This is a genomic window from Carboxylicivirga mesophila (assembly GCF_018271975.1).
Taxonomy (GTDB): Bacteria; Bacteroidota; Bacteroidia; order Bacteroidales; family Marinilabiliaceae; genus Carboxylicivirga; species Carboxylicivirga mesophila.
The window spans coordinates 446,873-460,510 of sequence record NZ_JAGUCN010000001.1; the positions used below are offsets into that span (position 1 = coordinate 446,873).

10 protein-coding genes, 2 tRNA genes and 1 pseudogene are annotated in these 13,638 nt (G+C 41.6%); 4 read left to right on the forward strand and 9 right to left on the reverse strand.

Annotated features, from left to right (window positions below; genetic code table 11):
- Nucleotides 1-3: 3 nt before the first annotated feature.
- Nucleotides 4-3,078, reverse strand: coding sequence for a glycosyltransferase family 117 protein (locus KEM09_RS01880; protein ID WP_212224565.1), 3,075 nt, complete (start codon nucleotides 3,076-3,078; stop codon nucleotides 4-6).
- Nucleotides 3,079-3,284: 206 nt separating this feature from the next.
- On the opposite strand from KEM09_RS01880, the gene KEM09_RS01885 reads away from it, so the two are divergent.
- Entirely contained in the window at nucleotides 3,285-3,767 is a 483-nt protein-coding gene (locus KEM09_RS01885; protein WP_212224567.1) for a C40 family peptidase, read from the forward strand.
- A gap of 45 nt (nucleotides 3,768-3,812) precedes the next feature.
- Here the strand turns inward: KEM09_RS01885 and KEM09_RS01890 are convergent, their stop codons facing one another.
- Both KEM09_RS01890 and KEM09_RS01895 read right to left on the reverse strand, forming a co-directional pair.
- Nucleotides 3,813-4,256: a YybH family protein gene (locus tag KEM09_RS01890; RefSeq protein ID WP_212224569.1), complete on the reverse strand. Its 444-nt coding sequence runs from the start codon at nucleotides 4,254-4,256 to the stop codon at nucleotides 3,813-3,815.
- 913 nt (nucleotides 4,257-5,169) lie between these two features.
- Nucleotides 5,170-8,112 carry a glycosyltransferase family 117 protein gene (locus KEM09_RS01895; RefSeq protein WP_212224571.1) on the reverse strand — a complete coding sequence of 981 codons (2,943 nt, stop codon included), beginning with the start codon at nucleotides 8,110-8,112 and terminating at the stop codon, nucleotides 5,170-5,172.
- Between the two features lie 236 nt (nucleotides 8,113-8,348).
- Here KEM09_RS01895 and KEM09_RS01900 point away from each other — a divergent pair.
- Nucleotides 8,349-8,419: transfer RNA gene (locus tag KEM09_RS01900), tRNA-Gln, on the forward strand.
- A gap of 42 nt (nucleotides 8,420-8,461) precedes the next feature.
- A tRNA-Gln gene (locus KEM09_RS01905) sits at nucleotides 8,462-8,532 on the forward strand.
- Between the two features lie 99 nt (nucleotides 8,533-8,631).
- Here KEM09_RS01905 and KEM09_RS01910 read toward each other — a convergent pair.
- The 5 genes and pseudogenes from KEM09_RS01910 to rplM form a co-directional block, all read right to left on the reverse strand.
- A pseudogene (locus tag KEM09_RS01910) lies at nucleotides 8,632-8,814 on the reverse strand (transposase); the annotation flags it as partial.
- 262 nt (nucleotides 8,815-9,076) lie between these two features.
- Nucleotides 9,077-9,904: a translation elongation factor Ts gene (gene tsf / locus KEM09_RS01915; RefSeq protein ID WP_212224573.1), complete on the reverse strand. Its 828-nt coding sequence runs from the start codon at nucleotides 9,902-9,904 to the stop codon at nucleotides 9,077-9,079.
- A 39-nt stretch (nucleotides 9,905-9,943) separates the two neighbouring features.
- Nucleotides 9,944-10,765, reverse strand: coding sequence for a 30S ribosomal protein S2 (gene rpsB / locus KEM09_RS01920; protein WP_212189595.1), 822 nt, complete (start codon nucleotides 10,763-10,765; stop codon nucleotides 9,944-9,946).
- A gap of 111 nt (nucleotides 10,766-10,876) precedes the next feature.
- The gene (gene rpsI, locus KEM09_RS01925; protein WP_212224575.1) at nucleotides 10,877-11,263 is read right to left on the reverse strand and encodes a 30S ribosomal protein S9; all 387 of its coding nucleotides are present in this window, start codon (nucleotides 11,261-11,263) and stop codon (nucleotides 10,877-10,879) included.
- Between the two features lie 5 nt (nucleotides 11,264-11,268).
- A complete protein-coding gene (rplM, locus tag KEM09_RS01930) occupies nucleotides 11,269-11,724 on the reverse strand; it encodes a 50S ribosomal protein L13 (protein ID WP_212189599.1) in 456 nt (151 codons plus the stop codon).
- A 270-nt stretch (nucleotides 11,725-11,994) separates the two neighbouring features.
- Between rplM and KEM09_RS01935 the strand changes: the two genes are divergently transcribed.
- Nucleotides 11,995-12,513 carry a DNA-3-methyladenine glycosylase gene (locus KEM09_RS01935; protein ID WP_212224577.1) on the forward strand — a complete coding sequence of 173 codons (519 nt, stop codon included), beginning with the start codon at nucleotides 11,995-11,997 and terminating at the stop codon, nucleotides 12,511-12,513.
- Here KEM09_RS01935 and KEM09_RS01940 read toward each other — a convergent pair.
- Nucleotides 12,510-13,592, reverse strand: coding sequence for a hypothetical protein (locus KEM09_RS01940; protein WP_212224579.1), 1,083 nt, complete (start codon nucleotides 13,590-13,592; stop codon nucleotides 12,510-12,512). The two genes, KEM09_RS01935 and KEM09_RS01940, sit on opposite strands and share 4 nt — an antisense overlap.
- Nucleotides 13,593-13,638: the final 46 nt, after the last annotated feature.

Below are 13,638 nucleotides of genomic sequence, written 5' to 3' on the forward strand. Positions count from 1 at the left end.
GTTTTACTCGTTGAAGAAGCCCATGCGTTGCATGTTTTTCTCATAATCTTTCTCCAGGAACTTCATTAAGTCCTCTCTGTTATATCGTTGAGCCATCTTCACTACTTCCATATAAATAGCCATTGCCGTCTCTGGTTCTCTTCCGGCTGTTGCGCGCTTGAATGATGGCAATGAGTTGAAGTATTCCAATTCTTTTAGGCGGTCATTTGCCAATGATGTCAATATCTCATCACCTTTTTCAAATTCACCAATGCGGAAGTAACCTTCTGCCAAAAAGATGCTGAAATAATTGTGAGGCACACGCTCGGCACTTAATACTTCCATGCTTTTATCCAGAATGTTTCTGGCCTTGTCGTTCTGGCCTTCATCAATAAGTGAAGTAGCCAGTCGCGACAGGTTATTACGGATATTGGTAGCCATTCGCAGATGGTTCTCATCCAGGTATACATTTGGATTTTCGAAACCACCCCACTTGAAGTCTTCCATCACATGCTGATACATGCGCTCAGTGTCAACGCGGCCATATTGTCCATCGGTATTCACTGTTTTGATAGGTACTACCTGATAGGCAAAACCTTCGAGCTGGAAATAATCCTGCAAGCTAACATAGTTGTCGGAACCCACTGTGACAGCAAAGTAGATGGGGCGTTCCCAATCGTTATTGGCCAAAAGGTCCAGTATCATTAATTCATTCTTCAGAATCATGTCCTTCTGAAGGTTGATGTCTAGATCCGGAGTGATTAAGTGTGCAGCATCTTCAGATACTATGCCTCTTTGCAGCACCTTTAAACTGTCTGCAGGTAACTTAAATTGTTTAGAGGGCAGGTATTCAAGGTATCCTGCATATTCCGGTACTTGCTTGGTTTTAGGATTATCGCTGGCCACAAACTTAATGGCCTCTTTCAAATCAACTGAACCCTTGATGCGATCCAACAGGTACACCACATCACGACTACCGGTTACATATTGATCATGTTCCAGTGAGAATGGCAGCGGATCCGATTCATAGGCTTTGCGCTTCATCTGGTCGATGTACCATTCGGTTTGCAGGTAACTCAGGTTACATACGCGTACATCCGTTCTGATGCCTTCCACTTCCTGGGCGTACCATAATGGGAAGGTGTCGTTATCACCATTGGTAAATAATATGGAGTTGGGAGCACAGCTATTGAGGTAGTTATGTGCTAAATCGCGTGCAACATATCGTTCTGAGCGGTTGTGATCATCCCAGTTTTCGTTAGCCATAATGCCTGGTACCAATACCAATGACAAACCTGTTGCCAAACTGGCAGCTACCGAACCCGGCATGAATCGCTTGATGCCATTGACAATAGCCAATACTCCCAAGCCAATCCAGATGGCAAATGCATAGAAAGAGCCGGCATAGGCGTAATCACGTTCACGAGGCTGCAGGGGAGTTTGATTAAGGTATAGTACAATGGCCAGTCCGGTTAAGAAGAATAGCAGCATCACTATCCAAAAACCTTGCTTGCCGTTTTTGCCGGCGTTATACTGGAAGAATAGCCCAGCTAAACCAAGAATCAGCGGTAGCATGTAATATTTGTTGCGGGCCGGGTTGTTTTTGTAGGTGTCTGGCAGAAGTTCTTCATCCCCAAGACGAGATTCATCCAGAAATTTGATACCCGTTATCCAGTTCCCTTTATGTATTTCGCCATTACCCTGAATGTCGTTTTGACGACCAGAGAAGTTCCACATGAAGTAGCGGAAATACATGTGATTAACCTGGTAATTGACAAAAAACTTAAAGTTTTCCCACATGGTAGGGACCATCAAGGTACTTGGGCGACCTGTTTCATCCTCAATCGTTACACGCTTACCCTTCAGGTTAGTCCATTTTTGATATTCATTTATATGACGGCCTTCGCGGCTATACATACGTGGGAACAAGGTTGTGGTGCGATCATCAAATTCATATTTAGGACGGTGATCCACTGTTTTGTATTCGTCGTCTTTTTTAATGCGAACAGGGGCTCCCTTTTGATTACGCATTGCTTCGCGGTCGAGTGGTGAGTTGTAGTTCTGTCCGAAAAATAACGGGCGATCGCCATATTGCTCACGGTTCAGGTACGACATCAACGAGAATACATCTTCAGGTGAGTTCTGATCCATCGGTGGATTGGCAAATGAGCGAATTACAATCATGGCAAATGATGAGTAGCCAATCATGATAACAGTAACAGCCAGTATTATTGTGTTGGCAATCACCATTTTCTTTTTGTAGGTGATTAGAATGCCAGCTATGAGCGCAATTACCAAAAGAATCATGTAAAAGATGGCTCCGGTGTTAAATGGTAGCCCGAAACCGTTAACAAAAGCTAGCTCAAACCAACTCGCTACTTTAACAACGCCTGGTATAATACCATATAAAATGCCGCCAAGGATAACCGCTGACAGTGCCAGTGCTTTGATGGTATTATTACGGTTGACTTCAAACATCTTGAAGTAATACACCATAACAATAGCAGGAATAGCCAACAGGTTCAAAAGGTGAACACCGATGGAAAGTCCCATCAGGTAGGCAATTAGTATCAACCAGCGGTTTGAATAGGGCTGCCCGGCCACATTTTCCCATTTAAGAATAGCCCAAAATACCACAGCCGTAAATAGTGATGACATGGCGTAAACTTCGCCTTCAACAGCTGAGAACCAGAAGGTATCCGAAAAAGTATAGGCCAAAGCACCTACCAAACCGGCACCCATTACTGACCAAGTGCGCCAGATAGGCGGCTCTTCTTCAGTGATAAATATTTTTTTGGCTAAATGCGTAATGGTCCAAAACAGAAACATGATAGTTAATGCACTGGCCAGGGCCGACATCATGTTAATCATAAAAGCAACAGAACCTGTATCAGGGGCGAATAAAGAGAAGAAACGACCCACTATCATAAAAAATGGTGCCCCGGGAGGGTGTCCCACCAATAGTTTGTAGGATGTTGAAATGAATTCGCCACAATCCCAAAAAGAGGCTGTGGGTTCAATGGTCATGGTATAAACGGTGGCAGAAATAAAAAAAGTGAGCCAGCCGAGTATCAGATTTAAACGCGTATATTGCTTCATAATTACTTAATTTCAGTACAATAGAGTCTGTTGATAGATGCCCTTCCGAGCCTTTCTTTTAGACAAGTTCCAAAAATACAATTTTTTGTTTGTTTGACCTTTACATTATCTGCAATATTGGTAGCTGACAATGCTTTAATAAAATCTTTTAACTTTATAGAAAATCATTTCCAATGAAGCTGAAATATTGTTTAATGTTGTTAATCATGACTCTATTGTGTACTAACGCCATTGATGCACAAAATAATGAAGTGAAAAAGCAACTGAAATTGTATAGGGCGAGTGGCGTAGAGCAAAAGATAGATGTGAGTGAGGTGGAGCTTGAAGAAGTGGTGACCTCGGCACGCTATTATTTGGGTGTAAAGCACCGGATGGGCGGAACTGATCATAAAGGATTGGATTGCTCCGGACTCGTTTATGTTAGTTTTAAGAAGCATGGGGTAAAACTACCTCGCTCTTCAGAAGAACAAGGTCGGTATGGTAAACAGGTGCATGCGGTGAGTCGCCTGAAACGAGGCGATTTAGTGTTTTTTCATATGGATTGGAGTAAAAAACTGGTCAACCATGTGGGTATTTACCTGGGTGATGATGAGTTTATCCATGTTTCATCTTCGAAAGGATGTATTATATCCAACCTGCGCGATAAGCATTGGAAGAAGGGCTTTTTGTTTGGGACCAGATTGTGGTGAAAAAAAAGCACCCAATGGGTGCCTTTAAAATCCAGATAAATAAGATTAAAAGTGACTGGTATGCCCATGAAGGATAACCCAGCCACCTTTTTTGTTTTCCATCAGCAGGGTTGATATCCATTTTGATTCAAATGGTTCTTGCTCCTTCATTTTTACTTTTTCGGTACCGGTCCAGATGCACAGTGCTTTGTATTTCCCAATTTCTTTAACAGTCAGTTTGTTTTCGGTAACTTCTTGCGACTCTACCTTGTTCAGAAAATCGGTATACATGTCTTTAAAGGCCATAAAATCATATTGATGGCCATCGGCAATGAAGGTGAATGAAGGCGACTGATCCCAGTAAGATAAGGTCTTGTCGACATCTTTGTCCAGCCCGGCCTGGATCATGTCTTCAATGGTTTGTTTAATTTCTTGTTCGGCACTTTGCGCATATGCTACATGCAGGCCCCAGCCTATGAGCAGGGTGGTGACTAATAAAATACGTTTCATAGTATCATTTTTTTAGGGTGTGAAAAGGCAAAGGTAGTATGGTTTGAAGTCTGATGTCAAGCACAGCTATATGCAGCGTGTATCAGTTTCAGGTTATTAAAATAGTCGATACACCGTGTATTTTACCATTTTTCTGTCTGGTGGACCCGATACACCGTGTATTTGCGTGTTTTAGTATTAAAATGGCCGGATACAAGTTGTATCGGGCCCGCTGAGTGTCAAAAAGTCAAAATACACCGTGTATTTGCTTCGCCAAGTATAAAAATGCAAAGTACACCGTGTATTTGGCTCAACAAGCTCCAAGTAGCAAAAATACACCGTGTATCGACGTTTTTTTAATTTTGGCTCGATACATCGTGTATCGGGAAAAGTTAAAAGCGCGTGGATATATTATCTACTTCAATATTATAAAGTAATTGTGCTCCTTGGTTTTTTAGTTATAAGATATGCAAAGGAAAACAAGCAGTCTGAATAGAATGTTTTTAAGGTGTCTTTTGGTGACTCTACTAGAAGTCATAAACGTCAAATTCTTTACATGATACTAATCTTCGTCTCTTTATATAGACATCAATATATCTAATTTGTTCGTTCTCTTGCGTGTTTGAAGTTTCAACTTTTTTGTAGTGATTGTCTCCAAACTTAAAGAATACAGTAAACAGAAATCGATATATTTCTAAAAAGGAGTTGAGTGGGACCCCATATCTTAGTTTTTCTTTTATTGTTAAATTACTTATTTCAATGACTTTAAATCCTTTTGTTTTGTAAAAGTCAGTTATAATTTTTCTAAGCTGTTTTTCACCAATAAACCTATAGTATAATTGAACTAAGAATAAGGTTCCTAAAAGTCCTATAATAATGTACGGTTCAATTTGATTAAGAGTCATTGCGATTAAATGTGTTTTTTATTACTAGCCTACAACTCTATTCCTAATTGCTTATAAACGTTGGTTAATTGTTGGTTTAGTGCCGGATCATTGATGGTATCCAAAACCATTTTTACCAATTGGCCTTTTTCAAGCTCCTGCTGAAAGGTGTTGGCTGCAAATTGTTGCTTACGCTGAGGCAAAGCAGCGTACCATAGCAGGTTATTCAGGTGTCTTTCTAGCAGGTAATCGGCATATTGCAGCGCTTTTTCTTCCAGTCCGCACTCAAAGGCTAAATGAACATGTGGCAGGTTGCCGGCCACATCAGGGCCTGCCTCAATGGGCAATTCCTTCAGGCTTTTTAAAACGACAGCCTGTGCTTCCTCCATTCGGTTCTGCTCCAGTAAATCGGCAGCAAGCAGATTGCCAATCTGACGATATTTGATGACATCAAATGTACGACGGCAATAGTGATCGTAATAAGCCAGAGAGCCATCTCCCAAATCAATTTTATTCAAGAAAGTATTAAGCAGTTGATCAGTATCGTAAAAAATAGGGGTGTTGGCTTGTTGTTTTTGGGGCACAAGTTTGTAAACCAATCCGTCGTATCTTAAATGCTTCTCCAGCCCGTTAAATATTTCCGGGTCGGCACCAATGGTAAAGTAAATGGGGCGCTCCCAGTTGTTACTGGCGATTATATCAAGCAGGGCAATGTCATTTTTATACAACACACGCTTGGGGCATTGCCATTTAAGCGTATCCTTATCATCGTATGGCAGTGTGAAGCGATTAACCGGCGAAAAGTCCACCTTCATACCATTTTGCATAGGTAGCTTCGAAGTTTCCTTGTTGCTCCCAATGAATTGCACCACACTCTGCAAGGGTGCATACTCCGGACTTTGTTCCAGCAATAATGCGTAGTCAAGGTTACCTGTTTTGTAGCGTTCCTGTGCGATGCTTAGCGAAGTAGGGGGTGTTTGATTGATAGCACCCGCCAGCTGTTGTATGCACCAATCGGCACCCATTAAGCCGTAATTAATCACTCTGACATCGGTTCGGTAGCCTTCTACTTCCTGGGCGTACCAGAGTGGGTAGGTGTCGTTGTCGCCATAGGTGAACAGGATGGCGTTGGGTTCGCAAGAGTTGAGATAGCTTTTGGCCTGCATCAGGGCAAACTCTCTTCCCGAGCGATCATGATCAGGGTAATTTTGTGTCACCATCAAAAGCGGCACAGCCACCAATACCAAAACGCTTCCCAGTCCCGCGGACAAATAGCTTTTTGTTTTTAGGTAGATGAAATTGATAACCGCGAATGCTCCAAAGGCAATGAAAAGGCCAAATGCAAAAAATGAGCCGACAAATGCGTAATCGCGCTCGCGGGGCTCAAAGGGTGTTTGATTGAGGTAAAGAATTATCACCGGTCCGGTCATCAGCATAAGTAAGCCCGTTACGGCCAGGTACTTCTTGCTGTTTTTGCCTTTGTTTATTAGCGACAAAATGCCTATTATACCCAAAATAAGAGGCAGCATAAAATAGACATTGCGAGATGGATTGCTGACTGACAAGCTGTGTAGCTGGCTGCCTTCTATGCTATGGTCAATAAACGGAATGCCTGTAATCCAGTTACCCTTCTGTATATCACCGTGGCTTTGCTCATCATTCTGGCGCCCGGAAAAATTCCACATGAAATAGCGAATATACATGTGATTGACCTGGTAATTAAAGAAGAAACGCAGGTTAGTAACGAATGAAGGTTTTTCAGTACTATTGGGATTGGCCCCGGCCCATTGCTGATAGCCGTATTTATGAGCAGGGTTGTTACTATGCATTCTTGGGAAAAAGCCACAGCCCTTATCATCATAATCATAGCTGTCTGATTTTTTATACAATTCATAGCCTTCGCCACTTTTGCGATAGGCATCTTTGTATTGCAACTCACCTGCAGCTGTGTTGTAGTAATGGCCGTATAAAAGTGGATTCTGCGCATACTGTTCGCGGTTCAGAAAGCTGTCCAGCGAAAAAACGCTAGAAGGATCATTCAGGTTGATAGGTGTATTGGCATCTGCCCGAATAATAATCATGGCATAAGAAGAGTAGCCAATCATAAATACCAAGGTGCATACCGCCAGCATGTGTTGCCAGTTGTTCTTTTTTAGCGTGGCAAAAACCGCATAAAACAAGCCACCAAACAATATTACAGCAAAGGTTAATAAGCCTGCGTTGATGGGTAAGCCCCAGCTGTTGACCATCAAAATTTCCATTTTACCTGCCAGCCACAGCCCGTTTTGTATGATGCCAAAAAGTAAAAGCCCTAAAATGGCGCCACCAATGGCCATTGCTTTGGCCAGTAATGCCCACGAAAATGCTTTTTGACGTAATAATATCAGCAGTACCAACACCGGAATAATAAGCAGGTTTAGCAAATGTACGCCGACTGAAAGACCCATTAGATAGGCAATCAGTATCAGCCAGCGAGTACCCGAGCTTGTTTTGCTATTGGCATCTTCCCATTTGAGGAACAGCCAGAAACAAAGCGCTGTAAAAAATACAGATAGGGCATATACCTCTGCTTCAACCGCTGAAAACCAGAAGGTATCCGATACAGCAAAGGCAAGCGCCCCAATGGCAGCTGAACCAGCAAGTAGTAAATAGCCTTTAAGTGTTTGAGTATGTTGACTAAATAGCTTACGTAGCATGTGCTCGGCCGAAAAATACAATAGCATAACCGTTGCACCTGATGCAAAAACCGATAATAGATTAGCTGTATAGGCTAGCTGCGACGGTTCAAAAGCGAATAGGTTAAAGGCTTTGCCAAGTATCAGGTAAAATGGGGCGCCTGGTGGGTGACCGACCTCCATTTTGACCATGCAGGCGATGAATTCGCCACAATCCCACAAGCTAACTGTGGGTGCCATTGTGCTCCAATACAGGATTGATGAAATGATAAAGAGGCTCCAGCCCAATACGAGGTTAAGCTTTTTGGTTGAAATCATGATTTCGTGCTATTTTGTTCTTAAAGATAGTTTTTATCACTGATACTCACTTACTACATCCTGGTGATTGTTTTTATGTATGTAACATCAGTTAAGTCTCCATTGGTTGTTGGTGTCATAAAACTCTCTGAGTCATACAGGCTAACGAATTCAAGCCAATATTTTTGAAAAAATTTCTTGCATTGAAAGAAAAACTCTCTATCTTTGCATCGCTTTTAAAACAAAAGCATGGGAATTGTCTCATGGTGTAATGGTAGCACAACTGGTTTTGGTCCAGTTAGTCAGGGTTCGAATCCTTGTGAGACAACAACTTAACCTCCTGAAGAAGGAGGTTTATTTTTGATAAGTTTGTCTCATGGTGTAATGGTAGCACAACTGGTTTTGGTCCAGTTAGTCAGGGTTCGAATCCTTGTGAGACAACGTCCGAAACGCTTCTCAATAGATTGGGAGGCGTTTTTTTATTATGGTTACTCTATCTGGGCCATAACGGGGACCACGGACCACATCCAATTTCTGGGTCTAGGCATAAATTTTACACAATCTGAAGAGGAAAAACTTCATATCTGTAACCCCTCTATATTGTCTTCTGAATTCTTTGATTTTAGCATTGAATAATTCGGCCGCCGCATTCGTACTTCTGCCATTGAAATAATTGATGATGGTCTGATGATGTGTTTCAAAGGTGCGCTTGATTGATGCAAACGCATTAAACCGGACTAGAACTACATTCTATGTCTGCTCATAAATTTTTACACAATTTTTAGAGCAAACAGGTTCCTCTCTGAATTAGCTTCTGACTTCTTTAGTTATTTGAATTTCTCTTTATTAATGGCAAGTCTCAGGCGAGCTATGGGATTCAGTCAATTAATAATGGAATGAGGTAAAGGCTTTAAATGATAGGGGTGGTATGTAAAAAAAAAGGGAGCAATAGCTCCCTTTTTATATAAAGTAGAATAATTAACTACTAGTTGTTCAAAGTGTAACGTTTGAAGTCAACAGCTTTTAAGCCTTTGCTTGTGTTGTCAAGGTATTGCTTAATAGTTAATTTGTTGTCTTTAACAAACGCCTGCTCCATCAAAGTGTTTTCTTTGAAGAACTTGTTCAGACGACCCATGGCAATCTTTTCCAACATTGCTTCTGGTTTACCCTCGTTACGGGCCATGTCTTTACCAATCTCCAATTCTTTCTCTTTAACATCAGCAGGTACACTGTCAGCGTCAACAGCTACAGGAGCCATTGCAGCAGCCTGCATTGCAACGTCTTTACCAACTTGCTCGTCAATGTCAGCCTGGTTGAAAGCTACCAAAGTAGCTAATTTGTTACCAGCGTGGATGTAGGCGCTAACTGATTCGGCGCTGATTACTTCGTAAGCAGCTAAATCAAGTTTCTCACCAATTACACCACTTTGCTCAGAAACTAACTCAGCAACTGGACGGCCGTTCAATTCTAACGCTTTTAACGCTTCTAAGTCAGCTGGATTTTCAGCAATCGCCAAATCAAGAATTGACATTGCGAAATCAACATAGCTTTCGTTTTTAGCAACGAAGTCAGTTTCGCAGTTTAATACGATTAACGCACCTCTTGTCTTGTCAGCGGTAACTTTTGCTAAAACAACTCCTTCAGTAGCTTCGCGGTCAGCACGCTTGTTAGCGATAGCCTGTCCTTTTTTACGGATGATTTCAACAGCTTTGTCGAAATCGCCTTCAGCTTCTGTTAGAGCTTTTTTACAATCCATCATACCGGCACCGGTACTTTTTCTTAGTTTGCTTACGTCAGCAGCAGTAATAGCCATGATATAATTTTTTAAAGTTGTTAGACAAAAATAATCGAATTACTCGCCTGCAGTTTCTTCTGATGAAGATTCTTTAGCAGGAGCTTCTTCTTTTTTAGCTGCTTCCTTTGCAGGTTCAGCTTTTTTAGCACGAGCTTTCTTTTCTTTCGATCCTTCGTTGTCTTTCTCTACTTTGCGCTCGCTTAATCCTTCCTGAATCGCTTTAGTCATCACCTCAGTAATCAGCTCGATAGACTTAGTGGCGTCATCGTTAGCAGGGATTACAAAATCAATTGGTGCTGGATCTGAGTTAGTATCAACGATACCAAATACAGGAATATTCAAACGAATAGCTTCTTTTACGGCAATGTGTTCTTTCATTACGTCAACAACAAACATTGCAGCAGGAAGACGTGTCAGGTCAGCGATAGAACCTAAAGTTTTATCAAGCTTGGCACGCTGACGAGTAATTTGAAGCCTTTCTCTTTTCGACAAGTTTTTCCACTGACTTGGGTCAGCCATCATTTTGTCGATAGAAGTCATTTTCTTCACCGCTTTACGAATAGTGGGGAAGTTGGTTAACATACCACCTGGCCAACGCTCAGTCACATAAGGCATGTTTACACCACCAACTTTATCAGCGATGATTTCTTTAGCTTGCTTTTTAGTGGCTACGAAAAGCACTTTCCGACCCGATTTTGCAATCTGTTTAAGTGCATCAGCAGCTTCGTCGATCTTCACAGCTGTTTTATGAAGGTCTAGTATGTGGATTCCATTGCGCTCCATGAAGATGTACGGCGCCATGGCTGGGTTCCACTTTCTTTTCAGGTGACCAAAGTGTACACCTGCTTCCAATAATTCCTCGAAATTAACTCTTGGCATTGTAATTTTTTTAAAGTTGTTTACTTTCTGTTTAAATCAATCTTCAAGTAGTTCCCCAATAATACGTTGAGAAGTCTTAAAGATTTAGATACTAAACACACCTGATAAATATTAACGTTTAGAGAACTGGAATCTCTTACGTGCTTTAGGACGACCTGGCTTCTTACGTTCAACAACACGTGAGTCACGAGTCATGAAACCTTCAGCTTTAAGGGCCGGCTTGTTTTCAGCATCAATTTTTACAAGTGCACGGGCAATAGCTAAGCGAACTGCTTCAGCCTGTCCTTTGAAACCACCACCGTAAAGATTTACTTTAATGTCGTAGTTGTCAGCAACACCAATGGTGTTTAATGGTTGTTTTACAATATATTGTAATGTTGCAGCTGGGAAATATTGATCTAACTCACGCTTGTTAATGGTGATATTACCACTTCCCTGGCTCACATAAATACGAGCAACAGCCGCTTTTCTTCTACCAATCGCATTAATTACTTCCATAGTACTTATTTAATGGCGTTAATATCAATTACTTTAGGTTGTTGAGCTTCGTGCTTGTGTTCAGTTCCAGTATAAACATATAAGTTTCTGAAAAGCTGACGTCCAAGACGGTTCTTAGGTAGCATACCTTTGATAGCTCTTTCAACTAATCTTTCCGGTTTTTTAGCGAACATTTCCGCAGGCGTCACGTCGCGACGTCCTCCTGGGTAACCACTATGGTAGAAAAATAAACGCTGGTCCCACTTGTTACCGGTCATTTTGATTTTGTCTGCGTTTAAGATAATCACGTTATCTCCGCAATCTACGTGAGGTGTATAATTTGGCTTATACTTTCCTCTAAGCAGTTTAGCAACTTTTGTAGCTAAACGACCTAATACCATATCAGCAGCATCTACCACAACCCACTCTTTGTTGGCAGTCGCTTTGTTGGCTGAAATCGTTTTGTAACTTAACGTATCCACAGTCTTCCTTTTTAAAATTCGACTTATTAATAAACAGTTTGCAAAGGTATTGCGTTCGAATCGCCACAATCAGGTCCCACCCCAACTGCCTTGAAACTGAAGGCCATACCTTTCGGCTCGGATAATAATCGGCCGCAAAATTACTGCTTTTATTTTTATTGTGCTAATTATTTGATTAAAAAAGCACTAATGTTTGTTGAAATCATTTATATGCGACAACTTCGTCATTATATGGTTCATACATAGTTGGCAGTTATTGATTTTTAAGCTATGAGGTTATGTGTTGATTTTTTTCGCCAGGATGTTTTAGTGGTGGCCCGCTCTCTACTGGGTAAGGTATTGGTCCGGTGTTTTAGTGATGGTCGGGTAGAGCGCTTTTTGATTGTTGAAACTGAAGCCTATCGCGGTGAGGAAGATGATGCCTGCCATGCTAGTAAAGGCAGGACGGCGCGCACCGAGGTAATGTATCACGAAGGTGGTGTGGTTTATGTCTATTTAATTTATGGAATGTATTGGATGTTGAATATTGTTACTGGACAAAAGGATGAGCCACAAGCGGTATTAATTCGAGGAGTTAAAAATATAAGCGGACCGGGCCGGGTGGGGAAGGTTCTGCATCTGGACAAAAGTTTTTATGGCGAATCAATTGTCAACTCTTCACGTTTGTGGATCGAAGACACGCAAGAAATAGAGGACGGTACCGTTTGCCGGACCGAGCGAATTGGAATTGAATATGCTACTGACGAGTGGCGAAACAAAAAATGGCGTTTTGAGTGGCTGTTGACTTAATCAAACTTCACCTTTGAGATAAAGAAATTTGGTGTAAATACCAGGTTAATGCCATATGAATAGTCAAACTGGCTGGCTGGCACATCATAATATGTTTCAATCATCGCGCTAAACTTTATTTGCTTCATAAAAGTTTTGGTAAAACTCAGTTTTGAAGTAATTAAGTTGCGGTATTCGGTGTAATAGCCCGGTTGGTAGTTGGATGTCGACTGGAATATTGAATTTCCCTTTGGTGCCAAAAAGTTATGGGCTCGCCAAAAGCCAGTCATAAGAGTCCCGTATTTGTAGTTGACCTCTGCTACCGGGTATATGGCACTACCATTGGTGAAATCCCAGCCTGATTGAGCGGTGAGATCGTGGTAAGTTACAAAGTAAGTGGCAATGCCTATGTCTCTGATAAATCCCTCTCCAATGTTATAGCTCATTTTTAGGCCTGTTGCCAGGTTGGCTAATGATTGCATACGTTCACTATAGTTACTTATCTGTCCTCCTAGATGAGTGGCCACAAGTTGCCCAGGAATGCTCAAACTGAAATCGCTTTCTGGTTTTGTAAGCGTATATTCGGTGCTGAAGCCAGCGGTAAATTTTTCAGGTTTATCATCGCCTAAAAAGATAAACTGCTCCCAGTCTACCCACGTGTCCAACCATAGTTTGTCAGAGGTGTATACAAACTGAAAACCATTTTCTATCGGACGTGTATATTGATTTTCAGGATCGAATAAAGGCTCTATTAGTCGATGGTGTACATCGCCTTTAAGTCCCCCCATTATTAAATCAAGTTTGTCGGTAAGTTTTGTGTGAATTGAGAATGTTGGTAGTACTTCTGTAAATTCGTTCATGCCACTAAACTGGATGACGTGCACGCCTGCTTTTATTCGTAAACGGGAACCTGCATAATAAACCAATGAGGGCTGGGCTGTGTAACCCATTAGGGTATATCCTTCAATGTAGTTGCCGAAGTATTCGTTGTTTTTGACGAAGTTGTTGTTTTCAAGTCTGAAATACAGGTTGTTGCCTGCATTTTCTTTGAATTCAGGATAGTAATAACGCCAGGTTTGATCAACCTGTGCGAGACTCATACTGCACCAAAATACCACACAACAAAGTACACCAATCCCACGAAAC

Excerpts from the sequence above, each read along its gene's own strand:
- rpsI (WP_212224575.1), bottom strand. The coding sequence starts at position 11,263 with ATGGAAGTAATTAATGCGATTGGTAGAAGAAAAGCGGCTGTTGCTCGT.
- KEM09_RS01890 (WP_212224569.1), bottom strand. The coding sequence starts at position 4,256 with ATGAAACGTATTTTATTAGTCACCACCCTGCTCATAGGCTGGGGCCTG.
- tsf (WP_212224573.1), bottom strand. The coding sequence starts at position 9,904 with ATGGCTATTACTGCTGCTGACGTAAGCAAACTAAGAAAAAGTACCGGT.
- KEM09_RS01935 (WP_212224577.1), top strand. The coding sequence starts at position 11,995 with ATGAGGTTATGTGTTGATTTTTTTCGCCAGGATGTTTTAGTGGTGGCC.
- KEM09_RS01885 (WP_212224567.1), top strand. The coding sequence starts at position 3,285 with ATGACTCTATTGTGTACTAACGCCATTGATGCACAAAATAATGAAGTG.
- rpsB (WP_212189595.1), bottom strand. The coding sequence starts at position 10,765 with ATGCCAAGAGTTAATTTCGAGGAATTATTGGAAGCAGGTGTACACTTT.
- KEM09_RS01940 (WP_212224579.1), bottom strand. The coding sequence starts at position 13,592 with ATGAGTCTCGCACAGGTTGATCAAACCTGGCGTTATTACTATCCTGAA.
- KEM09_RS01880 (WP_212224565.1), bottom strand. The coding sequence starts at position 3,078 with ATGAAGCAATATACGCGTTTAAATCTGATACTCGGCTGGCTCACTTTT.
- KEM09_RS01895 (WP_212224571.1), bottom strand. The coding sequence starts at position 8,112 with ATGATTTCAACCAAAAAGCTTAACCTCGTATTGGGCTGGAGCCTCTTT.